The 24,448-nt window shown below is 71.9% G+C and carries 13 protein-coding genes; 7 read left to right on the forward strand and 6 right to left on the reverse strand.

The window, feature by feature from the left end; all coding sequences use genetic code 11:
* Nucleotides 1–7: 7 nt before the first annotated feature.
* From ACIQMR_RS19885 to ACIQMR_RS19900, 4 genes are all read right to left on the reverse strand, one after another.
* The gene (locus ACIQMR_RS19885; protein WP_401388629.1) at nucleotides 8–2,350 is read right to left on the reverse strand and encodes a molybdopterin cofactor-binding domain-containing protein; all 2,343 of its coding nucleotides are present in this window, start codon (nucleotides 2,348–2,350) and stop codon (nucleotides 8–10) included.
* Nucleotides 2,351–2,576: 226 nt separating this feature from the next.
* Nucleotides 2,577–3,869: a sugar ABC transporter permease gene (locus ACIQMR_RS19890; RefSeq protein ID WP_401388632.1), complete on the reverse strand. Its 1,293-nt coding sequence runs from the start codon at nucleotides 3,867–3,869 to the stop codon at nucleotides 2,577–2,579.
* A complete protein-coding gene (locus ACIQMR_RS19895) occupies nucleotides 3,866–4,660 on the reverse strand; it encodes an ATP-binding cassette domain-containing protein (RefSeq protein ID WP_401388635.1) in 795 nt (264 codons plus the stop codon). Before ACIQMR_RS19895 ends, ACIQMR_RS19890 begins: the two co-directional genes overlap by 4 nt.
* Nucleotides 4,661–4,792: 132 nt before the next feature.
* Nucleotides 4,793–5,905, reverse strand: coding sequence for a sugar ABC transporter substrate-binding protein (locus ACIQMR_RS19900; RefSeq protein WP_401388638.1), 1,113 nt, complete (start codon nucleotides 5,903–5,905; stop codon nucleotides 4,793–4,795).
* Between the two features lie 115 nt (nucleotides 5,906–6,020).
* On the opposite strand from ACIQMR_RS19900, the gene ACIQMR_RS19905 reads away from it, so the two are divergent.
* From ACIQMR_RS19905 to ACIQMR_RS19920, 4 genes are all read left to right on the forward strand, one after another.
* Nucleotides 6,021–6,587, forward strand: coding sequence for a TetR/AcrR family transcriptional regulator (locus ACIQMR_RS19905; protein WP_401388641.1), 567 nt, complete (start codon nucleotides 6,021–6,023; stop codon nucleotides 6,585–6,587).
* Between the two features lie 101 nt (nucleotides 6,588–6,688).
* Nucleotides 6,689–8,194: an MFS transporter gene (locus ACIQMR_RS19910; protein ID WP_401388644.1), complete on the forward strand. Its 1,506-nt coding sequence runs from the start codon at nucleotides 6,689–6,691 to the stop codon at nucleotides 8,192–8,194.
* A complete protein-coding gene (locus tag ACIQMR_RS19915) occupies nucleotides 8,191–8,667 on the forward strand; it encodes an SRPBCC family protein (protein WP_401388647.1) in 477 nt (158 codons plus the stop codon). Before ACIQMR_RS19910 ends, ACIQMR_RS19915 begins: the two co-directional genes overlap by 4 nt.
* Before the next feature lie 161 nt (nucleotides 8,668–8,828).
* The gene (locus ACIQMR_RS19920; protein WP_401388650.1) at nucleotides 8,829–10,184 is read left to right on the forward strand and encodes a carotenoid oxygenase family protein; all 1,356 of its coding nucleotides are present in this window, start codon (nucleotides 8,829–8,831) and stop codon (nucleotides 10,182–10,184) included.
* A gap of 118 nt (nucleotides 10,185–10,302) precedes the next feature.
* Here ACIQMR_RS19920 and ACIQMR_RS19925 read toward each other — a convergent pair whose 3' ends face one another.
* Entirely contained in the window at nucleotides 10,303–11,088 is a 786-nt protein-coding gene (locus tag ACIQMR_RS19925) for a VOC family protein (RefSeq protein ID WP_401388653.1), read from the reverse strand.
* Between the two features lie 689 nt (nucleotides 11,089–11,777).
* Entirely contained in the window at nucleotides 11,778–14,792 is a 3,015-nt protein-coding gene (locus tag ACIQMR_RS19930; protein WP_401388656.1) for a glycosyl hydrolase, read from the reverse strand.
* 226 nt (nucleotides 14,793–15,018) lie between these two features.
* Here ACIQMR_RS19930 and ACIQMR_RS19935 point away from each other — a divergent pair, with 226 nt between their 5' ends.
* The 3 genes from ACIQMR_RS19935 (at nucleotide 15,019) to ACIQMR_RS19945 (ending at nucleotide 24,406) form a co-directional block, all read left to right on the forward strand.
* The gene (locus ACIQMR_RS19935) at nucleotides 15,019–17,589 is read left to right on the forward strand and encodes a beta-L-arabinofuranosidase domain-containing protein (protein WP_401388659.1); all 2,571 of its coding nucleotides are present in this window, start codon (nucleotides 15,019–15,021) and stop codon (nucleotides 17,587–17,589) included.
* 155 nt (nucleotides 17,590–17,744) lie between these two features.
* Nucleotides 17,745–21,167 (forward strand): glycosyl hydrolase, encoded by a 3,423-nt coding sequence (locus ACIQMR_RS19940; protein WP_401388662.1) that lies wholly within the window; start codon nucleotides 17,745–17,747, stop codon nucleotides 21,165–21,167.
* A gap of 17 nt (nucleotides 21,168–21,184) precedes the next feature.
* Nucleotides 21,185–24,406 (forward strand): family 78 glycoside hydrolase catalytic domain, encoded by a 3,222-nt coding sequence (locus tag ACIQMR_RS19945; RefSeq protein ID WP_401388665.1) that lies wholly within the window; start codon nucleotides 21,185–21,187, stop codon nucleotides 24,404–24,406.
* The last annotated feature ends 42 nt before the right edge of the window (nucleotides 24,407–24,448 follow it).

Below are 24,448 nucleotides of genomic sequence, written 5' to 3' on the forward strand. Positions count from 1 at the left end.
CTGGCTCCTAGCGGGCGAGGTCGAGGCCATCGGTGGGGGAGGCGGGGATCGGCGGGGTGGTGGGCAGCGGTTCGAAGCCCAGCGGTTCGCCGTGGTTGATCGGGAAGGTCGTCGGCATGGTGCCCGTGGCCCGGCCGTAGGCGCAGGCCACGGCGGCCATCGCGCCGGCGACCGCCAGTTCCCCCGCGCCGCCCGGCCTGCCGGTCGTCGGCGGCATCACGACGATCTCCAGCTCCGGCGGGGTGTTCCACTGCCGGGTGTAGAAGTAGTTGTCCCAGCTGCTTTCGAGGAAGTGCCCGTCCTCGAGGTGCAGACCCGAGGTGAGGGTGACGGCGATGGCGTCCATGATTCCGCCCATCATCTGCGCCTCCAGGCCGCGCGGGTTGACGGCGAGGCCGGTGTCGACAGCGCAGACGACCTTGGTGACGCGCGGTCCCGTGTACGCGTTCGGGACTTTCCGCCCGGTCGTCTGCGGCCTGCAGTCGATCTCGGCGAGGACGGCCACGAAGGCGTGGTACTCCGGGTGGACCGCGATGCCCTGCGCCGTGCCCGCCGGCATGGCGCGCCCCCACCTGCCCACGTCGGCGACCTTGTCGAGCACGGCCCGGGCCCGCTCGTCCTTGAGATGGCGACGGCGGAACGCGTAGGCGTCCTTGCCCATTCGCTCGGCCAGCTCGTCGACGACGAGTTCCTGCGCGCAGCGGACGTTGGGTGAGTAGATGTTGCGCATGGAGCCGGTGTTGAAGCCCTTGTCGGTCTCGCTGAGCAACTGGGTGGTGGCACCGAAGTGGTACGGGCTCTGCTGGGTCAGCTGGAAGACCGTCTCCGAGAAGGTCAGATCGCCGACGGGCAGCTGGGCCGCCTGCGAGGTGATGACCTCGCCCAGCCCGTGGCCGAAGTCGGTGGCGACGGAGGTGTGCCGCTGCTCGTACGTGAGCACCTCGCCGAGCGTGTACGTGGCCCGGACCCGCGAGGTGGACATCGGGTGCGTACGTCCCTGACGGAAGTCGTCCGTCCGGTGCCACATCAGCTTCACCGGCTTGCCCATGGCCCGGGAGATCTCCGCGGCCTCCGCGGCCGCGTCGTGGAAGAGTTTCCGGCCGAACGAACCACCGCCCTCGGTGACGTGGACCTTCACCGCGGCGGGCGGCAGGCCGAGGCGGAGGGCTATCTGCTCCTGGGCGACGATCGGCGACTTCAGACTCGCCCAGATCTCGGCCGAGCCGGCTCGTACGTCGGCGATCGCGCAGTTGGTCTCCAGGGCGCCGTTGCTGGCGAAGTGGAAGGTGAAGCGCGCGTCGACGGCCTTGGTGAGCAGCGGCAACGGCGGTACGACGAGCGGCAGTTCGGCGCGCCGCAGCTTCTGGCGGACGGTGGCGTCGGAGGCGCCCTCGGCCGTGCCCGGCCCCCAGAGGACCTTCAGGGCGCGGACGGCGTCGATGCACTGGCCGAAGGTGCGGCCCCGGACGGCGACACCGGTGGAGACCGGCACCGCGTCCGTGATGCCGGGCATCGCCCGTACCTCGGCCAGGTTCTCCACCGACCGGACCGTGCCGTTGATCGTCGGCGGCCGGCACACCATCGTGGGCAGCGCGTCAGGCACCCGCAGGTCCATCGCGAACGTCTTGCGGCCCGTCACGGCGTCCAGCGCGTCGATCCTGCCTCGGCCGGTCCCGATGACCGTGAACTCGGAGGGCTCCTTCAGCACGACGGAGACCTGGCTGGTGGCGACTCCGGCGGCCTTCACGGCCAGCTCGCCGTAGCCGATGCGACGCCCGGACACCGCCGAGGTGATGAGCCCGGCCTTGGCGGTGAGGGTGCCGATCGCCTCACCCAGTTCCAGGGCGGCGGCCTGCAACAGCCGTCCGCGGGCGACGGCGGCCGCCACCCGGATCGGGGTGAAGGTCGAGATGGTCGTGTTGGAGCCACCGGTGAGCTGGTTGAACAGCAGCTCCGGACGGGCGTCGGCCAGGGTGACCCGGACCCTGTCCAGCGGCAGGTCGAGCTCCTCGGCGATCAGCATGGCGCTGGAGGTGGTGATGCCCTGCCCGACCTCGGCCCGGGGGAGCGCCAGGGACGCCGTGCCGTCGGGGTCGATCCGGATGCTGATCAGGTTCGCGGTCGGCAGGGCGGCATGGGTCAGCATGTCGTTGAGGTCGTAGATCTCGGACGGCCCGGGCACCGACGGCACCACCGCCGCCGCCTCGGCCGGGTCGAGAACCGCCTCACCGAGTTGCGCGGCCACCGTCAGCGTCGATCCCGCCAGGACGTACCCCAGGAACCGCCGGCGGCCGATGCCGTCCTGGACGACGCCGGAGCCCGGGTCCGGTGGGCTGCCGTGAACCCCCATCTGCTGTCCTCTCGACGACGGCCGGCGCGCCCGCGCCCGGCCCGAAGCGGAGTGGACCACACCGCTACGGCGGAACACCAGATCCAGGACGACAACATCCGCAACATCCGCATCGGCGCCACGCCATTCGCATCGAGGCACCGTCGTCGGCGCATCGACGGCACGTCGACGCCGCGTCGACTCCGTATCGACTCACCTCGCGTCGGCGGTGGCCGAGGGCGGCAGCTCAGGCCCTGCCGTGGGCCTTCTGCGAGATCCGCGACAGCGAGTCGAGGGTCACGGCGGCGAGCAGCACCCCACCGGTGATCACGGACTGCATCGGCGTCGGGATGCCGAGGAGCACCATGCCCGACGCGATCGACTGGATCACGAGCATGCCGAGCAGGACGGCCCAGGTCGTACCCCGGCCGCCGAACAGGCTGACGCCACCGATGACGGCCGCGGCGATGGCGTTGATCAGCAGGATGCTGGAGCCCGAGGTCTGGCCCACCGCCGCGACGCGTGAGGCCAGGAAGAGTCCGCCCACGGCGGCGAGGGTCCCGGACACCATGAACGCCGAGATCCGCAGCCACACCACGTTCATCCCGGCGCGGCGGGCCGCCTCGGCGCCGCCGCCGACGGAGACGATCTTCCGTCCGTAGAACGTGCGGCGAAGGAGGAAGTTGAGGCCGACGACGAACACCAGGAAGATCAGCAGAGCGAGCGGCAGGCCCTCGAACCGGTTCAGTACGTACGCGGCGCCGAACGCGACCAGGGCGACCGCGCCCGTGCGGACGGCGATCACGGCGACCGGCAGGGACAGCACGCCGGCGGCCCTGCGGCGGCAGGCGTCCCGGTACGACGCGACGAAGAAGGCGCCCACGCTGAGGGCCGCCAGTCCGTACGCCACGGCAGGTTCGTGGAAGTAGTAGCTGGTCAGCGCGTGAACCAGGCCCTCTTCATGGAGGTTGATGGTGCCGCTCGCGCCCAGCACGTAGAGCATGAGGCCGTTCCAGGCCAGCAGCCCCGCCAGGGTGACGACGAACGCCGGTACACCGATCCTGGCCGCGAAGAAGCCCTGAAAGGCCCCGATCGCCGCTCCGACGAACAGGGCGGCGAGGATCGCCAGCCACTCGGGAAGCCCGTTGCTCACGTTCAGTACGGCGAAGACCGCTGCCGTGAGCCCGCTGACCGACCCGACCGACAGGTCCACCTCGCCGAGCAGCAGGACGAAGACGATGCCGAGCGCGATCATGCCCGTGCCGACGATGTCCACGCTGAGGTTGGACAGGTTGCGCGGTGAGAGGAACTGAGGGTGGAGGCCCTGGAAGACGGCCCAGATCACGATCAGGCCGATGATGCCGGGAAGCGATCCGAGTTCGCCGCTGCGCAGGGTGCGGGTGAAGTCCCTGAGATAGCCCCTCAGGCCCCCTTCGCTCGTCCTCCTGCGGTCGACGTCGGCAGAGGGTGTTCCGGAACGGGCCGAGTCGCCGCCCGTCCTGGTGGGTTCGATCTGTTCGGACGCTCGAGTCCTCTTCACACCGCTCCCTCCCAGGTCCTGACCGCACGATGGGTGACGGCGTTGTCGGTGGCACCGGTGATGGAGGAGACGATCTGCTCCTGGGACGTGGTCGGCACGCTGAAGAAGCCGTTGTTGCGGCCGAGGTGGAGCACCGCGACATGGTCCGCGACGGCCTTGACGTCCCCCAGGTTGTGGCTGACGAGGAGGACGCCGAGCCCGCGTTCGCGCAGCCCGTCGATCAGATCGAGGAAGTGGGTGGTCTGCCGGACACCCAGTGCGGCGGTGGGTTCGTCGAGGATGAGCATCCTGGGCTCGCTGAGGAGGGCGCGCGCGATCGCGACGGTCTGGCGCTGGCCCGCGGAGAGGGAGGCGACGGGGACGCGGACGCTCGGGATCCGCAGGGAGAGCGTGTCGAGCAGGTCCAGTTCCCGGGCCCGGCGCTCCATGGCCACCTCGTCGAGGATTCCGGACCTGCCGATCTCATTGCCGAGGAAGAGGTTGCCGACGACGTCGAGGGTCTCGCACAGCGCGAGGTCCTGGTAGACGCTGGTGATTCCCAGGCTCTGGGCGTCACGGGGGCGGGAGATCCGCACGGGGCGGCCGTCCCACTCGATCACGCCCTCGTCGGCGGGCCCGGCGCCGGTGATCACCTTGACCAGGGTGGACTTGCCCGCGCCGTTGTCGCCCACCAGCGCGACGACCTCCCCGGCGTGGATCTCCAGATCGACGTCCGCGAGGGCCCAGACGACGCCGAACCGTTTGCCGATTCCACGCAGCGTCAGCAGAGGTGCGCTCGCCACATGGACCACCTCCTTCGCGCGTCCCGCCCCTGGTGGGTCCGGTCCGTTCGGTGTGTCCCCCTGTTCGGTGAGGCCTGCCGTCCGGTGAGCGTTCGGCGGGGGCCTGGCCGTTGGGCGGGGCCGGCCGATCGGTGGGGCCCGCTACGGGCTGAGTCCGGCTTCCCGGCAGTCGATCGCGACCGCCGGGGTGCAGATCTGGTCGACCGTGTAGAGGCCGCTCCTGACGACCGTCTCCTCGATGTTGTCGCGGGTCACGGGGACGAGCGGGCCGAGAACGGCCGGGATCTCATCGCTCGTGTCATTGCTGACGCGATCCTTGGCGATGGAGTCGAGCTTCTCGCCGCGGCCCAGTGCGACGGCCATCTCCGCGGCGGCGTTGGCCTCTGCCTCGAAGGACTTGTAGACGGTGACGTACTGCTCGCCCTTGAGGATGCGTCGTATCGCCGAGAGGTCGGCGTCCTGACCCGTCACGGGCGGCAGCGGTTTCATGTCGGCGGCCTTGAGCGCGGTGACCACCCCTCCCGCCAGCCCGTCGTTGGCCGCCAGGACTCCGTCGATCCTGTCCGCGCCCAGCTCCGCGATGGCGGCGGACATGTTCCTGAACGCGTTCTCCGGTATCCAGCCGGCGGTGTAGTACGACCGCCCGATCTTGACCTTGCCGTCGAGGACGGAGCGCGCGCCCTTCACCAGCGCCCGGGTGTTGGGATCGGTGGGATCACCGTTCATCATCACGATCTGTCCGTCGCGCGCCTTGGGCCCCATCGCCTTGAGGAGTTCCTGGGCCTGGATCCGTCCGATCTCCTCGGAGTCGTAGCTGGAGTAGGCCGCGATGGGTCCCTCGGCGAGCCGGTCGTACGAGACCACTGGGACGTCGGCGTCCCGGGCCCGGGCGATCGAGGAGCGCAGCGCCTTGTCGTCGACGGGATCGAGGATCAGGACCTTGGCACCGTTCGCGATCATGGATTCGATCTGCTGCTGCTGGGTGGCCACGTCCGCCGAGGCGTAGGCGTGGGTCACCTTGCAGCCCGGGCACAGCTCCTTGATCCGCTTCATGATCAGGGGATTGTCGGCGGTCGCCCAGCGAGCGGTGTGCGTATCGGGAAGCAACAGCCCGATCGTGAAGCTGTCCTTTCCGGAGCCGCTCGGGTCCGGGTCGTCGCCCGCCTCGCCGACGGTCCCGCAGGCGGCGAGACCGGCGAGCGCCGCCACCGCTGTCACGGTGGCAACGGCACGTCTCGGCCGTGGGAACGACATATCTCCCAATGTATGAGAAAACGCCGCTCGGTGACGGCGTCGGCCGATGGCTGCCCGGCAGGGTGCGGGTGCGGGCGGGTTGACAGTGCAAAAGAGTGAGTGATTGAGTACTCACATGAGAACGGAACGGCAACGCCAACTGTCCACAGCCGAGGAGCGCCGGGAGACGGTGCTGCGCACCGCCATCGGCGCCTTCGCGGCTCGCGGGTACTTCGGCACCACGACCACGGAAGTGGCCAAGGCGGCCGGGATCTCCCAGGCGTATGTCTACCGGCTGTTCCCCAACAAGGAGTCCCTCTTCGTCGCGGTCGTCGAGCACTGCTTCGTCAGGGTGCGGGCGGCCCTGGAGGGCGGCGCCGCGGAGGCCAAGGGCAGCGCGCCCGAAGTGGTGCTCGCCTCGATGGGAGACGCGTACGCCCGTCTGATCAGCGACAACGACCTGATGCTGGTGCAGCTGCACGCTCAGGCGGCAGCCGTCTCCGAGCCCGCGATCCGTGACGCGGTGCGGGCGGGATACGCCCGTACGGTCGAGTACGTCCGTGGTGCTTCCGGCGGCGGTGAGCAGCAGATCCAGGAGTTCTTCGCCGTCGGCATGCTCTGTCACCTGCTGGTCTCGATCGACGTGGGGGCGGTCGACGCGCCGTGGACGCGCACGCTGTCCGCGGGTATCACGCACTACTGACCGCCGCCCGGCCCGAAGCGGTCGGCGGACCGGTGCGTCCGACGGCCGCCGTTTCTTGCCCCTGAAGAGTGAGTGGTTAACCACACATGGGAGTGTTTCTGATGTCCAGAAGCCGACTCGGGTCAGCTGCGAAGACCGGGAGCCCGCCGGGCACCCGGCCCGGCCTCGCGCTGGCGGCCCTGGCCGGCGCCCAGTTCGTGGTCACACTGAGCACGTCCGTCGTCAACGTCGCCCTTCCCGCGATCCGTGACGGCATCGGCCTGACCGGCAGCGGCCTGTCGTGGGTCGTGAACGCCTACGGGCTCGCCTTCGGGGCGCTGCTCCTGCTCGGCGGACGGGCCGCCGATCTCCTCGGAAGGCGCCGGGTCCTGCTCGCGGGACTCGCGCTCTTCGCGGCCGCCTCGTTCGGGGCGGGCCTGGCCACCGCGCCCTGGACGTTGCTCACCGCACGCACTCTGCAGGGCGTGGGGGCCGCCGCGGTGGCGCCCGCCGCGCTCTCCCTGGTCATGCGGCTCTTTCCGCCGGGACCCCGGCGCGGCGGAGCCCTGGGGGTGTGGGGAGCGGTCTCGGGCGCCGGGGGAGCGGCAGGTGTCCTGGCCGGCGGCGTACTCACCGAAAGTCTGGGATGGCCCTGGGTCTTCCACGCGGCCGGGCTCGGCGCGGCCGTCGTGCTCGCCGCGACCGTCGCACTGGTGCCCGCGGTCGCTCCTGCGTCCCGTGAGGCCCGGCGCACCCTCGACATCTTCGGCGCGCTCGCCGTCACCGCCGGACTCGTCGCCCTCGTCCACGGCCTCACGACGGCCCGCAGCGCGGGGTGGGGAGCTCCGCCGGTGCTGGGCTCCCTGGCGGTGGCCGCCGCCTTGCTCGTCCTGTTCGTACTGATCGAGCGCCGCCACCGAGAACCGCTGGTGCCGCCAAGGCTGTTCGCCCGGGGCCCGGTCGCACCGGCCAACCTGGTCATGGCGCTGCTCGGCGCCGTATGGGTCGGACTGTTCTTCTTCCTCCCCCTCCACCAGCAGCAGGTGCTGGGTGCGGGTCCCCTGGAAGCCGGAGTGTCCCAACTGCCGCTGGCCTTCGCGAACATGATCGGCTCCTGGGCCGCACCGCGCCTCGCCCGCAGGCTCGGCCCGCACCTCACACTCGCCGCGGGACTGCTGGCCCAGTCCGCCGGACTGCTCTGGCTGACCCGCATCTCCGCCAGGGGGAGCTTCCTCGGCGACCTGCTCGGCCCCAGTGTCCTCATCGGGCTCGGTCTGGGCATCGCCTTCGTCCAGCTGACCGCCGCCGCCGTGAGCGGCGTACGGCCCGAGGACACGGGCCTCGCCGGCGGCCTGGTCAACACCACACGACAGATCGGCGGAGCCGTCGGGCTCGCCGTCCTCACCACCCTTGCCGCGTCCGCCACTTCGGCCGCCGGACCGCATCAGCCCCATGCGGTGGCCCTGACCGAGGGCTACCGGATCGCCTTCCTCGTGTCGGCGGCGATCGCCGCCGCCGGAGCCGCCCTGACCCCACTCCTGGCACGTCGCAGGAGCGGGCACACCGAACCTCCCGCCTCGAACCTTCCGCCGCGGACCTTCCGCCACACCACCAGGAGCACCCGATGACCCTCGACCCGCAGGCCACGGCGAAGGCCGCACCGAAGACCGATGTCGACAGGAACGCACCGGTCGTGGTCAGCCTCTCGACGACGATCGACGCCCCGCTCGACACGGTGTGGGCACTGCACACCGACATCGGCTCATGGGCCCTGTGGAACACCGACGTCGAGCGCGTCGCCTTCGACGGGCCGCTCGCCCCGGGAGCCACCTTCCAGTGGCTCACCCACGGTCTCGAGATCACCTCCACCGTCCACCAGGTGGTCCCCGGCGAGCGGATCGTCTGGGGCGGCCCCGCCCATGGGATCGACGGCGTCCACGTGTGGACCTTCGAGGAGGAAGGCGGCGTGGTCACCGTCCGTACCGAGGAGTCGTGGAGCGGAGCTCCGGTGGAGGCCGAGCCCGTCGCGCTGGAGCAGGCCCTCCGCCAGTCCCTGGAGAGCTGGCTGCACCTGCTCAGGACCGAGGCCGAGCGCCGGTAGCGCACACCGCCGGACCCAAGCCCGTGGCCGAACGGCCACGCCAGGCACGGCGGTCCACCAGCCGACACCCCGGCGCGCACCGGGCCAACGCCGCGGTCCACCACGCCGACACCCCGGCGCACCACACCAGACCACACCACTACGCGAGAGAGGCAGCCGCCATGACCAGCAGGCCCTATCTGACCGGTCACTACACCCCCGTCGCCGACGAGATCACCGCCACGGGACTCACCGTCGAGGGCACCCTGCCCCCCGAGCTGACCGGCCGTCTGATCCGCAACAGCCACAACCCCAAGCCCGGTGTCACCCCGACCCACTGGTTCAAGGGCAGTGGCATGGTCCACGGCATCCGCCTCCGCGAGGGCCGCGCCGAGTGGTACCGCAACCGCTGGGTCCACACCCCCGCCCTCGAGGGTGCTCCGTACATGACCGAGCACGGCCCCGACCTGACCGTGAGCACCGCCGGCACCCATGTCATCGAGCACGCCGGCCGTCTCCTCGCCCTGTGCGAGTCGGCCCTCCCGTTCGAGCTGACCGCGGACCTGGAGACCGTGGGCGCGTACGACTTCGGCGGCAGGCTGACCTCCGCGATGACCGCCCACCCCAAGGAGGATCCGGAAACCGGTGAACTCCACTTCTTCGCCTCCTCGCCCTTCCCGCCCTTCCTGATCCACCACGTCGCGTCGCCGGACGGCCAGGTCCTGCGGAGCCAGGAAGTCCCGGGAGCCGGCGCCGCGCTGAAGCACGACTTCGTCATCACCGAGCACCACGTGGTGTTCCTGGAGGGCTCGGTCACCTTCGACCCGGGCGAGCACTCCGGCATCCCCTACGCCTGGAGCGACGTCCAGCAGGCGCGGATCGGCGTCATGCCCAGGGGGAACGGAGGGGCATCGCAGGTCCGCTGGTTCGACATCCTCCCCGGATTCGGGATGCACTTCGCCAACGCGTACGAGGACGCACACGGCCGAATCGTCATCGAGGGCCCCGCGGTGGGCCGTGACGGCTGGCAGCGCTCCTGGAACTGGTGGGTCGGCGCCCCCGACCGCGGCGCCGAGCCCAACTCCGGCTCCCGCACCCGGCGGTGGACGGTGGATCTGACGGCCGGCCGGGTCGCCGAGGAGCAGATCGACGACCTGACCGTGGAGTTCCCGACGATCAACGACGCGTACACCGGCCGCGAGCACCGCTACCAGTACGCGCTGTCCTTCCCCGACGACCGCGGCGTCGGCAACCACACCCTGGTCAAGTACGACCGGCGTACCGGGAACCGCCAGTTGCTCCCCGTCGGCAACGGTCAGCTCCCCAGCGAGGCGGTCTTCGTCCCGGCCGCGGGCGCGAGTGACGAGGACGCCGGGTATCTGCTGACCGTCGTCAGCGACCTGAACGCCGACGCGTCCAGGATGCTCGTCCTGGACGCCTCGGACCTGTCACTGCCGCCGGTGGCCACCGTCCATCTGCCGCGCCGGGTCCCCGCCATGATCCACGGCTCGTGGATCCCCGACACCGCGGCCGGGTGACCCCTCCCGCCCGGCCGCTGCTTCGGTCCGGTGCGTCAGGACGCCGGTGCCCCATGGGCGGCGGCACCTGGCGCACCGGGCCTTCGCTCGTCGGCCAGGACGTCCGCGAGGGTCGTCGTCAGGAAGCGCTTGGCTGCTCGGCCGACCGCCCGGCCGACTGTCCGGGCGGCGGTGCGGCCGGATCGCGAGAGGTGACGGTGAAGAGACCGCCGTCGGGGTCGCTCAGGGTGACCCAGGCATCGGCGTCGGACGGTTCCGTCGGCGAGACCGTGCTGCCGCCGAGTTTGACCGCCGTGCGGACGGCGAACTCGACATCGGGCACGTAGAAGTACACATGCCAACGGGGTCGGACCTGTGGGTCGGGAGCCTCCCCGATCGCACCGCCGGTGATGCGGGCGACGGTGTTGCCGTAATGACGGAGCACGACGTGGTCGTCCTCGTAGGCCACCTGGCAGCAACCGGGCTGGCCGCAGGCCCAGTCGAGCACCTCGGCGTAGAAGATCGCCGCGTCGAAGGCGTCCCGGGTGCGCAGTTCCAGCCAGGCCGGCGCCTCGTCGGTGCCCACGCTCCAGTCGGGAATGGCCTGGCCCTGCCAGATGCCGAAGACGGCACCGTCCCGGTCCGAGGCCAGCGCGGCCCGCCCGGTGCCGAAACTGAGCGGACCGACCGCGACGGTGGCGCTGCGCTCGCAGATCCGGGAGGCCGCGGCGTCGGCGTCGTCGACGGCGAAGTACGGCGTCCACGCCACCGGCGCCTTGAGACTGTGGGCGAGCGCCCCCATACCGGCGACCGGAGTCCCGTCGAGGAACGCGACGGAGAACTCCTCGCCCAGCCGGGTGGGCCGGAAGACCCAGCCGAGCACCGCCGCGTAGAAGTCCTCGGCGGCAGGCAGGTCACGAGCCATGAGGCTCACCCAGCAGGGAGCACCGAACACCGCATGACTTGACGTAGACACGACAGCCCCTCATCGCCACGCTTCGCGAACCTGGACGCGCAAGACTGGAGTTCCCACGCTACTCCGACGGCCCGGGCCACGCCGGGGGCCGTCGCGCAGGGTGACGGACCTTCGGCGCTCGGCGCTCGAAGGGTGGGTCTCCAGCCACTGGAGGGTCCGCAACCGCGCTCACGAACGACGACAGTGCCCGGCTGCTCACGACCGGTGAGCCGTCCCGACGTACCGGTGTCGCCGTGCGAACCGTCCGTCACCGGTCCGACAGCGGCTTCCCGCAACCGGCCGGCCGACCCGAGGCGGGACCCGGCCATGCACCCGGTCCGCAGATGTGGTCGGCGCCAGGAAGGTCGCGGGCGTGGCCGGCGAGGCGCACGAGAGCGGCGTCCCGCCGCGGGCGCCCGCGGTGGCGGCGGTACTCGGCCGGCTGCTCGGCACCGGTGCCCCGGAGCGGCCCGCGCGGGTACCGGACCGTCCGGAGACCACCGTGGTCGCTCGGGGCGACCGGTGCCCGCAGGTGCCGGCCGCGGTCGGCGGCGCACCCGCCCTGCCGTCCCCGGCGGACCACCACGCCCTGCCCGTCGCGGCCTTGCGCGCCACACCGCCGGCGGGCTCGCACCGGCGGCGGGGCACCGGCGCGGCCGTCAGCGTCCGACGGCCGCCCTCCCGTACGGAACCAGCCGCACCGGTCCCACCAGACCGTAGTTCTGCCGCTTCCCGCCGCCGAAGACCGGGGCGTTCGCCACCCGGAGACGGTTCAGCAGCGTCGTCGCCACCTCGACCTCGACGGTGTTGGTCCCGCGCCGCAGGTACGGGCCGACGTCGACCCGCGGGGTCAACTGGTCCGCCGGCGGCAGGCGGTGGCCGTTGACGGTGACACGGAAGGTGTCGAAGACCTCGCCCAGTTCGAGGTACGCGCCGTACCCGCCCGTCCACGGCGCGTCCAGTCGTACCGTCGTGCGGTAGCGGCCGATGCCGGAGACGTCCTCCAGACCCGGGACGAGGGGCCACGGCGCCGGCGGGTCCAGGGTGAGTTCGCGGCGGGGCTTCAGAGTGTGGGACGGGCGGGCGCCCGGCTGCCAGTCCTCGACCGTCAGGTCCCAGCGGGTGAGCGGCATCGACTCGGGCAGGCCGCCCAGGACCGTTTCGGCCGTTCGGCCGTCCTGGAGGGTGGTCCGGTAGGTGCCGGGCCGCGTGTCGCGGATCTCCAGGCGACCGCCCGCACCCCGGCGGACCTCCGCGGCGTCGCTGTGCGTCGCGTGCCGGGAGAACCCGCCGGCCCCTCGGCCCGGCCGCACCAGGGCGACGATCGTGGTCGCCCCCGGCTCCAGCGTGATCCGCAGCCGCACCCGCCCGTCCTCGGTACGGGAGTACAGCGGCACCGGCTCCACCGATCCCGTCCACGCGTCGAGGCGGTACGGCACCGCGTCGTCCCAGCGCGCCACGAGGGTGACGTCGTGGTCGACCCGTGTGGTGGACGCGCCCTTGGTCACCGCGTCCACGGCGAAGAAGAAGTAGTCGGCGTCCTCGTCGGCCCGATGGGCGTGCACCAGCCACGAGCGCTGTGCGTACTCGACGTCGCGCCGCAGCCCCAGTGCCGCGATGGCGTCCGGCACATAGGGCCGGTCCGCGACCACCCGCACCGCCGGCAGCGCGAACAGCTCGGCGAGCAGCGCGCGCAGCCGCTCGTTGTCGCCGGGCCCGGGCAGCCCCGGCACGCGAGCGTCCGACCAGTCGCCGATGACGACGATCCGCAGCCCGGCCTTCGCGTAGCCGATGAGCTTCTCGGCGACGTCCAGCTGCATCGTGCGGTCCTTGCCGCTCAGTACGTCGCCCTCGACGACGAGCGCCTTGAACGCCGGGCCCTCCGGGGCGAGCCGTCCGCCGCGTACCGTCGCGGACGGCAGATCGAGCAGTCGCGGGCTGAGGAACAGATGTGTCCAGCCGACGGGCACGCCCTCCGCGGTGAACCAGGGTGCGCCGAGGCCGGTGCCTGCGGGCCCCTTCTGCCGCAGGATGCCGATGTCCGCCCGGTTGACGCCGGTCTGTAGGATCAGCTGGGTACGGCTCAAGTACCGTGCGATGTCCGGGACATGGGCCCACGTGGGCTGTCGTGGCCCCCATGCCTCGCCGTACCCGCCGCCACCGTTGTACGGGGAGAAGGCGGCGAAGCCGGGCCAGGCCGCGCCGGGCGCCTCGGCGTACGCGAAGCCGTGGAAGTAGGCCTGGTTGACGCCCGCCGCGTACTGGGTGACGAGCTTCTTCAGCGTCGCGTCCCACGCCGTGGCGTAGGCGCCGCCGGCCGTCGCGCCCGCCTCGTTGGAGAGGACGAGCCTGCCGCCCATGTCACGCCCGCCCGCCAGGCAGCGGAAGTCGTCGGGGTTCTTGAAGCCGAGGGACTCGCCCTCGGAGACGTCGAGCACGGCGGCCGACCAGATGGAGTCGGTGCCCGGGCCGTACGGCTGGACGCGCAGCTGGAGACCGAGCCGGTGCGCCCAGTCCTGGAACGGCTTCAGGTGATGCTCGACGTACAGCTCGGTCAGCACCTCGACGACGTCGCGGCGGACGGCTTTGTCGATCTCCGGGCCGAAGGCGTGGACCGGGTCCTCGTCGCGTTCGACGACGGTCGCCAGGTACGGCAGCAGCGAGTACCCCATGCGCTTCTCGAACTCGGCCGGCAGCACGGGAGTCCACATCGTCTCGTCGGTCTCGAGCTCGATGGAGTCCTCGAACAGCGCCCCGCCCGTCTCGCGGAGCAGCTCGCGGGTGCTCGGCGGCAGGAGATGGCGCTCCCAGAACGCGATGGCGGCGCGGGTGCCGTCCGCGCTGAAGTGGTCGATGACGTAGGAGAGCGGGTCGGTGTGGTGCGGGCCTTCGGGGCGCTGGCCGGAGCCGCGCTCCCAGTAGGCGATGACGAGCCAGTCGCCGTCGTCGTCGGGTGCCGTCCAGTCGAGCTCGCCGCCGGTCACGGCGCCGGTGATGTCGGTGACGGTGGTGTGGTCCAGCAGCATGGGCTCGGCCGCGGCGTCGGTGATCCGGATCGCCTGGACGAGCTTCAGCTCCTGCTGGGTGACGCCTTCGGCGGGCGCTGTGCCGGGGGCCGGGGGCGCGCCGGTGTGGCGCAGGCCGGCGGCGAGGGTGAGGGTGCCGTGGGCGAGTTCCTTCACGGCGGCGGGGCTGTCGGGCGTGATGGAGGGAACGGAGTTCGGCCACGCGGGCCCGAGGGTCAGGTCGACGGTGACGTCCCGCTTCTTCGCCCGGCGCAGTGCCGCCTCGACCGCCCTGACCCAGGCGGGAGTCCCCCAGCCGTAGCGGACCGGGTCGATCGTCGCCCCGCCCCGCATGCTGTGCGTGACGGCGGCTATCTCGACACCGCCGAAGCCTGCGGCGGCGATCTGGTCGATCTCGCGCTCGATCTCGGCGGTGTCGACGAGGGCGTCGGGCCACCACCAGCGGAACCGGGGGCGGACCTCGGGGCACGGGTCGCCGAAGGCGCGGTGGGCGGCGAAGGCGCCCGGTTGGTGGCCTTCCGCGCCCGCGCCCGTGGCGTGCCCGGATGCCGGCGCCGCGCCCGCCTCCGGGGCCGCGCCCCAGGGCACGGTCATGGCCGCGCCCGCCGCGGCCCCCATCTTCAGCAGCGCTCTCCGCCGCAGGCTCATGGCCCTCCCCTTGCCGTGCACCTGGCGTGCACCTGTTGGGTTTGAACGATTCAAGAGAATCTGGCGGAAACATACGAGTGTCGCCGGTCCAGGGCAAGGGCTGGGTGCGGACTCACCCAATTTTACAGTTCCTCACGTGTCTTGACGGGATCGGACGGCCGGGCCCAGAGTTGCCGTCAGCTCTGCGAAACGTTTCAATCACGTTGCCCGAAGGAGCACCATTCCGATGCACGGAATTCCGCTGACGCGGCGTCATCTCATGATGGGCACAGGCGCGGTCACCGCCGCGGTGACCATCGGTTCCGGTGGTCCGGCCACCGCGGCGAACGCCATGCCGCCCGACGCACCGTTCGCCGCGAAAGCCGCCCGGCGCCCGGCGCTGAAGCCGTTCCCGCTCCACTCGGTCGCGCTCCTGGACAGCCCCTTCCGCGCCAACATGCGCCGCACCTGCGCCTATCTGCTGGCCGTCGACCCCGACCGGCTGCTGCACACCTTCCGCACCAACGTCGCTCTGCCCTCCACCGCCGAGCCCTGCGGCGGCTGGGAGGCCCCGACGGTGCTCCTGCGCGGCCACACCACCGGGCATCTGCTCTCCGGCCTGGCCCTCGCACATGCGGCCACCGGCGACGAGGCGTACGCCGCCAAGGCCCGTCGGATCATCGCGGCACTCGCCGAGTGCCAGGCGGCCTCACCGGCCGCCGGCCACTCGCCCGGCTATCTGTCGGCCTTCCCCGAGCAGGTCTTCGCCGACCTGGAGGCGGGCGGCAAGCCCTGGGCGCCGTACTACACGCTCCACAAGATCATGGCCGGGCTGCTCGACTGCCACCAACTCATCGGCAGCGCCCAGGCCCTGGATGTGCTGCGAGGGATGGCCGCCTGGGCCGAGCGGCGCACCGCGGCACTGCCGTACGCCACCATGCAGTCGGTCCTGAAAGTCGAGTTCGGCGGCATGAACGACGTCCTCACCCGACTGCATCTGGCCACCGGTGACCCCGTCGCACTGCGCACCGCACGCCGCTTCGACCACGAGGAGGTGTACGGGCCGCTCGCCGACGGCCGCGACGAACTCGCGGGCCGGCACGCCAACACCGAGATCCCCAAGATCGTCGGAGCCGTGCACGAGTACGAGGCCACCGGCGACGAGCGCTACCTCCGCCTCGCCGAGTACTTCTGGCACACCGTCGTGCGCGACCACTCGTACGCCATCGGCGGCAACTCCAACCAGGAGTTCTTCGGCCCGCCCGGCGAGATCGTCAGCCGGCTCTCCGAGGACACCTGCGAGAACTGCAACAGCTACAACATGCTCAAGCTCGGCCGGCAGCTGTTCCTCCACGACCCGGGCACGACCGCCTACATGGACCACTACGAGTGGACCGTGCTCAACCAGATGCTCGGCGAGCAGGACCCCGACTCCGCCCACGGCTACGTCACGTACTACACGGGTCTGTGGGCCGGCTCGCAACGGCAGTCCAAGGGCGGACTCGGGGCGGCGCCCGGGAGCTACAGCAGCGACTACGACAACTTCTCCTGCGACCACGGCACCGCGCTGGAGACCCAGACGAAGTTCGGCGACACGATCTACGCGCACGCGCGCGACGCCCTGTACGTCAACCTGTTCATCCCGTCCGAGGTGACCTGGGACGAGAAGAGGGTGACACTGCGCCAGGAGACCCGCTATCCGGAGTCGGAACGGGTGCGTCTGACGGTCACGTCGGGCGGCGGCCGCTTCGCGCTGAAGGTGCGCATCCCCGGCTGGCTCGACGGCCGGGCCGTCCTACGCGTGAACGGCCGCACGGCGGTCACCGACACCCGGCCCGGACGCCACGCGACCCTCGAACGGTACTGGCGCACCGGTGACACGGTCGAGCTCACGCTGCCGATGGAACTCGACCGCCGCCCCGCGCCCGACAATCCGCACGTGCAGTCGGTGACCTACGGGCCCGTGGTACTGGCCGGGGCGTACGGCGCCGTGGAGTCACCCACGATTCCCGCCCTCGACCCCGCTTCCATCCGCAGAGTGCCCGGAGACCAGGTGGAGTTCACGGCCGTGGCGGAAGGCGCCCAGGTGCCGCTGCTGCCGTTCCACCGGGTGCACCACCAGCGCTACAACGTGTACTTCGCCGTGCCGCCGCGCCCCCGTCCGGCCCGCGAGGTCGCCCGGTTCGCCCTCGACGAGGGCACCGGGACCACCACCGCCGACAGCACCGGCACCTTCGCGGCGGCGACGCTGGCCGGGGGCGCCCGCTGGGGCACCGGGCGCGCCGCGGTCGAACTCGACGGCGTCGACGGCCATGTGGCGCTGCCGCCCGGCCTGATCACCGGGCTGAACGAGCTGACCGTCAGCGCCTGGGTCCGGGTCGACACCCTCGTCAACTCGGCCCGCGTCTTCGACCTCGGCTTCCACAAGAGCACCTACCTCTTCCTCACCCCGCGCACCGGCGCGGGTCGGGCCCGAGCGGCCCTGAAGATCTCCGGCATGGACGGCGAGGACCTCATCGACGCCACGGGACCGCTGCCGCAGGGCCGCTGGACCCACGTCGCCCTCAGCCTCACCGGCGGCGCCGACGGCCGCACCGGCGGCGGCACCGGCGTGCTCTACGTCGACGGGGCCGAGGCCGGGCGGAACGACGCGCTCGTGTCCGGTCCGCTGCTGCTCGGCGCCACCACCCGTAACTACCTGGGACGTTCACAGAACGCCACGCACCCCTACCTGCACGGCGCGGTCGACGACTTCCGCGTGTTCAACCGCGCCCTGCCCGCCACCGAGGTCGCGACCCTCGCCCGCGTGAGTGCCTGATCCCCGCGTGAGTGCCGGACCCCCGCGTGAGTGCCGGACCCCCGCGTGAGTGCCGGACCCCCGCGTGGGTGCCTTACCCCCACGCGGGCGCCCCGATCCCGCGCGTGGGCACCCGACCCTTCACCCCCTCCCGCCTGCTAGGAGCGAGCCCCTCCATGCCCAGCCCTTCCCTGCCTGAGTTCGACCTGTCCAGACGCCACTTCGTCGTCGCCGCCGGAGTCACGGCAGCCGCGCTCGGCGGCGCTCTCCCCACCGGGACCGCACACGCCGCCCCCGCCTCCCGCTTCACCCCCGCCACCTTCGCCGACCCGCGCCGCGACAGCCGTCCCACCGTCTACTGGTACTGGAACGGCCCCGTCACCCACGAGCTGATCGACCGGCAGCTGGCGGACCTCCGGGACAAGGGGATGTACGAGGTCGTCGTCTTCCCCTACGACAACGAGGACATGAAGCCCGTCTTCTTCTCCGAGGAGTGGTTCGACGTCGTCGGCCATGTCATCGAAGAGGCCGAGCGCACCGGCATGCGGGTGTGGATCTTCAACGACAACCACTTCCCCAGCGGACGGGCCGCCTACCTCGTCGCCCAGGGCGGCACCGTCGGGTCCCGCACCTACGCCCCGCGCCCCGAACTGCGGCTGAAGGGCCTGTGGCGGTCCACCACCGTCGTCGAGGGCCCCGCACGACTCGACCTGCTGGAGACCACCGGTGTCGCCGTCGCCTCCGGCCGGCTCGTCGCCGACGCGGCCGTGCTCGCCGGCGCCGCCGTACTCCGCGGCGGTGAGGAGTGGACGGACTACGACGTCACCGGCAACGCCAGGACGGAGACCGGTTCGGTCGCTCTCGTGGTCCGGGCCTCGGCCTCCGGCGACACCGGCTACGCGGTGGAGTTCGACCAGACCGGGGTCGTCACCATCTCCCGCCTGACGGCCGGTGGTTCGCAGCAACTCGCCAGGAGCAGCCGCACCGACGGCTTCAACCGCACCAAGTTCCACACCTTCGTCGTGAAGGTCCGCGGCGCCACGCTCTCCGTCACCCTCGACGGCAAGGACAAGGGCACCGTCACCGACGACGCGCACCCGCGCGGCGGCGCAGGCGTCCGCGCCGTCGACGGGCAGCGCGCCCTGTGGGAGGACCTGACCCTCACCGCGGCCGACGGCAGTGCCCTGTACGCGTCCGCCTTCGACGACCCGGCATCGGCAGGTGACTTCCACACTCGGACCGTGCCCGCGGCGGCCGCCCGGCCCGTGGCCGCGGCCGCCCGTCCCGCCGGCCCGTCCGACGGCTCCGCCCTGGTCGAGCTGACCGGCGAACTGACGGCCGGGCGCGCCTGGCGAGTACCCGAAGGCCGCTGGCAGATCGACCTCTTCGGCGGCGCGATCCTGTCCGACGACAGCTCCGGCTACACCCGCGCGTATCTCGACCTGCTCGACGACGAGCCGGTCGAGCTGATGCTGGACATGGTGCCGGGGGAGTACCACCGCCGCTTCGGCCGCTACTTCGGCAATGTCGTGCCCGGCTTCTGGGACGACGAGCCGTTCATCGCCTCCGCGGGCCCCCACCCCTTCAAGCGACTGCCCTGGTCGCCCACGCTCGCCGCGGCCCTGCACGAGGTCGGCGCCGAGCCCGGCAAGGCGTACGCGGCCGTGTACGACGACCTCGGCGAGACGGGCCGGATCCTGCGCGGCCGCTACTGGCGTGCCGTGTCCAACCGCTTCGCCAAGTACTTCGAGAAGCAGGCCCACTGGTACGCCGACCGGCGCGTCCGCCTGATCACCAACCCCCTCTACGACGAGGCCGCCCCCTCCAAGCGCATCCTGTCCACCGGCGATCTGCACAAGGTCAACCAGTGGGCGCAGATCCCCGGCGGCGACGTCATCACCGGCGAGTACGTGGCGGGCGAGCCCACCATGGACCCGCGCAACCCGGCGTCCGTGGCCCACCAGACCGGCCGTGAGCGGGTGGTCATCGAGGCGTTCGGCAACATGGGCTGGCAGGTGGCGCCCCAATTCGTGCACGCGCTGCTCGGCGCGTTCGCTACGCGCGGCTGCAACCTCACCGTGCTGCACGCACTGTGGACCAACGAGGCCAGGGTGTTCTTCCCGCCGCCGTTCGGTCCCCGCGCCCCCTGGTGGTGGGCGATGCGGCCGATCGCCGACTGGATCGGCCGCGTCATGGAACTCGCCCGCGGCACCTCGGCCGCCCGCACCGCCCTCCTGCAGCCACAGCGCGCCGCCGAGCAGTTCACCGGCACCGAGCGGCAGGGCGAGGTCGACGACCCGTTCGCCGCCGCCGCCTACGCGCTGGAGAGCGCCCAGACCGACTTCGACCTCGTCCACGAGGGCGCGCTCGCGGGCGACCCCGACCTGCTGTGCCACGCCAGGCTCGGCGACGGGCAGCTGGCCGTCGGGCGGGCGCGCTACGACCTGGTCGTGCTGCCCGAGACGCCGGTGCTGGAGGCCGATGCGGTCCGCGCCCTCGCCGCCTTCGCGCGCGGGGGAGGAACGGTCGTCGCCGTCGGCGCACTGCCCGAGCACGAGGCCAACGGGCGTGACGACGCCCTGCGGCACGCCCTGAACGACCTGTTCGGCAGCACGGCCGGCTCCCGGCGGATCGGCAGAGGCCGCGCCGTGCGCGTCACCGCCGTGGACGCGCTGGGCGAGGAGGTCCGGGAGGCCGGCGCCGCCGCGGCCGTCCTCGAACCCGCCGCGCCCGCCGTACGCGTCCTGCGCACCACCCGGGGCCGCGACATCGCGTTCCTGTTCAACAACGAGAGCGCCGCTCCCGTCGACACCTGGGCCACGCTCCCGGCGCGTGGCGTACCGGAGGTGTGGAACCCGGCGGACGGAACGGCCGTACCCGCGCCCGTGTACCGGGCGCCCGCACGGCCCGGCGACGGTGTCCGCGTACCGCTGAGGCTCGGCCCGTACGAGACGCTGGCCGTCGTCCTCCGCGACGGCCACGGCAGGGACGCGGCACACCTCACCGACGCCGGATCGCTGCCCGTCACCTGCGTCACGTCCGTCACCTCCGTCACCGAGCGCCGTGGAACACACCGCGACGTGCTCCGCGTCCAGGCCGTCGCCGAGGCGCCCGGCAGCCACGCGCTCACCGGCACCGACGGCCGCCGTACCTACCGCGGCACCGCCCGCGTCACCGACACCCTGGAACCGATCCCGCTCGACGGCGACTGGACCCTGACGCTCCACAAGGACGGCGCACAGCCCGTCGTACGGCCGCTCGGCAGCTGGAGCGACATCGCCCCGCTGTTCTCCGGCAGCGCCACCTACACCAAGGACATCGACCTCGGCCCGGCCGCCCTCGCCGGCCGCCGTCTCCACCTGGACCTCGGCACCGTGCGCGAGGTCGCCCAGGTCACGGTCAACGGGACGGCCCTGCCGCCGGCCCTGTGGACCCCGTACGTCGTCGACGTCACCGAAGCACTGCGGCCCGGGGCCAACCACATCGCCGTACGCGTGTCCAACACCCTCTCCAACGAACGCAACAAGCCGCTGCCCTCCGGGCTGCTGGGACCCGTGGTCCTGCGCCCGCGCCGCCCCCTCACCATCGACCTGCACTGACCCGTATGGAGACCGGCATGAGTTCACTCGCCAGACCCGCGCTCGTCCTCGCCACCGGGCTGACCGCGCTCGTCACCGTCGTCCCCTCCGCGCTCCCCGCCGCCGCCTCGGGCGGCGACGGCGCCCGGGCCACCGCACTGCAGACCCAGCACCTGCGCAGCGCCCTCGGCATCGACGACACCACACCCGATCTGACCTGGCAGCCGACCGGGCGCGGCCGGAACGTCCTCCAGAGCGCCTACCGCGTCCAGGCCGCCACCAGCCGCGACAGGCTGGAGCACGGGCGGCCCGACCTGTGGGACTCGGGGAAGGTCCGTTCCGCCGCGCCGCGCACCGTCTACGCCGGCAAGGCACTGGGCTCACGCGACCGCGTCCACTGGCGCGTTCAGCTCTGGTCCGGAGCGCGTGCCTCCGAGTGGAGCGACATCGCCGTCTTCGAGACGGGCCTGACCCGCGCCGAGGACTGGACCGCCCAGTGGATCACGAACGACGCGTGGCGGCTGAGCCGGCACGAGATCGAGCCCGTCGTCGTGACACTGCCGAGGACGACGGCCAGGCACGTCCGGCTCGACGTCACCATGCTCGGGCTGCCGCTGGAGGAGGCGTGGCGCCTCCAGCTCGGCGAGTTCGAGGTGCGCGACTCGGCCGCTCCGGACGTGAACCACGCGAAGGGCGCCGCCGTCACCGCCTCCGAGACCGACACCGTACGCAAGATCTGGGAGCCGGCGCTCGCCGTCGACGGGGTGCGCAACAGCGCGCTGGACCGGTCCGCGGGATACGCGAGCCAGAAACACACCGGCCCCGACTCCCCGGTCACCCTCACTCTCGACCTGAAGCAGGCGCGGTCCTTCGACCAGGTGGTCCTCTATCCGCGCGCCGACGTCCTCACCGACGACGGCCGCGTGCCCCACTTCCCCGTCGACTACACCGTGTCGACCGCCGAGACCACCGAGGGCCCGTGGACGAAGGCGGCCGAGGTGACCGGCCAGCAGGCGCCCAAGCCCTATCTGCCCGCCGGGCTCCCGCTCTTCACCAAGGACTTCACCCTCCCCAAGGGCGCCCGCAGTGCCCGCCTCTACCTGGCAGGGCTCGGCATCCACGAAGCCGGCATCAACGGCAGACCCGTCGGGGACGCCGTGCTGGAGCCCGCCAACACCGACTTCGACGACCGGGTCCAGTACGCCACCTACGACGTCACCGAGCGGCTGCGGCGCGGCACCAACACCCTCGCCGTCGCCCTCGGCAACGGCGCCTCCAACGTCGTCAGCACCGCCGACCGCTACCGCAAGTGGTACGGCAACTTCAGCGACCCCAAGCTCATCGCCCAACTGGAGATCACCCTGGACGACGGCACCGTACGCCGCATCACCAGCGGCACCGACTGGCGTACCACCCTCGGCCCGACGACGTCGTCCAACTGGTATGGCGGCGAGGACTACGACGCCCGCCGCGAGATATCCGGCTGGGACGAGCCGGGCCGCGACCGCTCCTCATGGCAGGAGGCCGTGACACTCGGCCGGCCGGGCGGCGCGGAGGAACCGGCCGCACTCAGCGCCCGCGAGACCGAACCGGTCCGGGTCATCGAGACGCTGAAGGGCACGGAGGTGGCCGGCGCCGAGGGCAGCCGCGTCTTCGACCTCGGCCGCAACATCGCCGGCTGGCCCGAGATCACCGTCACCGCACCCGCCGGCACGGCCGTACGCATCCATCCCGCCGAGAGCCTGAAGGACGGCCACGCCTTCCAGTCCATCAGCAACGTCGGCGCACCCCTGTGGGACACGTACACGACCAAGGGCGGCGGCCGCGCGGAGACCTGGCACCCGAAGTTCAGCTACCACGGCTTCCGCTACCTGGAGCTGAAGGGCCTGCCGGCCGGCGCCACCGTCTCCGTGCGCGGAAAGGTCCTGCACACCGACAACTCATCGGCGGGGAGCTTCACCAGCTCCAACGAGCTCGTCAACGGCATCCACGGACTCGTCCGCCGCGCCGTCGAGGGCAACATGATGAGCGTCCTCACCGACTGCCCCAGCCGCGAGAAGCTCGGCTGGCTCGAGCAGAACCAGCTCGTCTTCCCCTCCCTGGCCGCCAACTACGACATGCAGTCCTACCTCCGCAAGATCGTGCGGGACATGTCGGACGCCCAGACCCCCGAGGGCCTGATCCCCAGCACCGTCCCCGACTACGTCGAACTCTCCGGCGGCTACCGCAACGACGCCAACTGGGGCGGCGCGTTCGTCCTCGTGCCGTGGCAGCTCTACACGACCTACGGCGACGAGGAGACGCTGCGCACGTACTACCCGCAGATGAAGCAGTACGTGACCTTCCTGGAGCAGAAGGTCTCCGGCGGCATCCTCGACTACGGCCTCGGCGACTGGATCACCCCCGATCGCACCTTCCCGCGCGCCGTCGCGGGCACCTACGGCTACTGGCGCGTCGTCGACGGCCTCAGCCGCATCGCGAAGGTCCTCGGCCAGGACGCCGACGCCGCCCTGTACCAGGAGAAGGCGGACACCAGCGCGCACGCTCTTGGCGCGAAGTACTACGACCCGGCCACCGGCACCTTCGGCGGCGGAGGCCAGGGCGCGGAGGCGCTCGCTCTCGACATGGGAGCCGTCCCCGCCGGTGAACGCGAGCGTCTGCTCGCCCACTTCACGGCTTCCGTGGTGGCCGCCGACCACCACCTCGTGCTGGGCGAGATCTCCCTGCCCGCCGCTCTGCGGGTGCTGTCGGAGTCGGGCCGTGACGACATCGTCTACAAGATCGCCACGCAGACCACCAGCCCGAGCTACGGCTACCAGGTCCTCGCCGGCAACACGACCCTCGGCGAGACCTGGGACGGCGGCCCCGGCCAGTCGCAGAACCACTTCATGCTCGGCGCGATCGACGCCTGGTTCACCGGCCGCCTCGCCGGCATCCAGCAGCGGCCGGGCTCCGTCGGCTACCGCGAACTCCTCATCGCCCCGGCGCTGGTGGGCGACCTGACCTCGGCGGCGGGCTCGTACACCACGCCGTACGGCACGGTCCGCACCAAGTGGCAGCGCGCCGGCTCCGCCTACCGCCTCGACACCACCGTCCCGGCAGGAACGACCGCCGAGATCCGCGTCCCGGCCACCTCCGGCACCGTCCACGCCGACTCCGGCGCGCGTCTCACACGGACGGAGAAGGGGACGGCGGTCTACGAAGTCGGCTCCGGGACATGGACGTTCCGCTCCACGGCGACACCGCCGGCCGGAAGCTGACACGCCGAAGGCCCTCGCCGGACCGGTCGGTCCGGCCGGGGC

The organism is Streptomyces sp. NPDC091376, assembly GCF_044757085.1.
GTDB classification, from domain to species: Bacteria; Actinomycetota; Actinomycetes; order Streptomycetales; family Streptomycetaceae; genus Streptomyces; species Streptomyces pratisoli.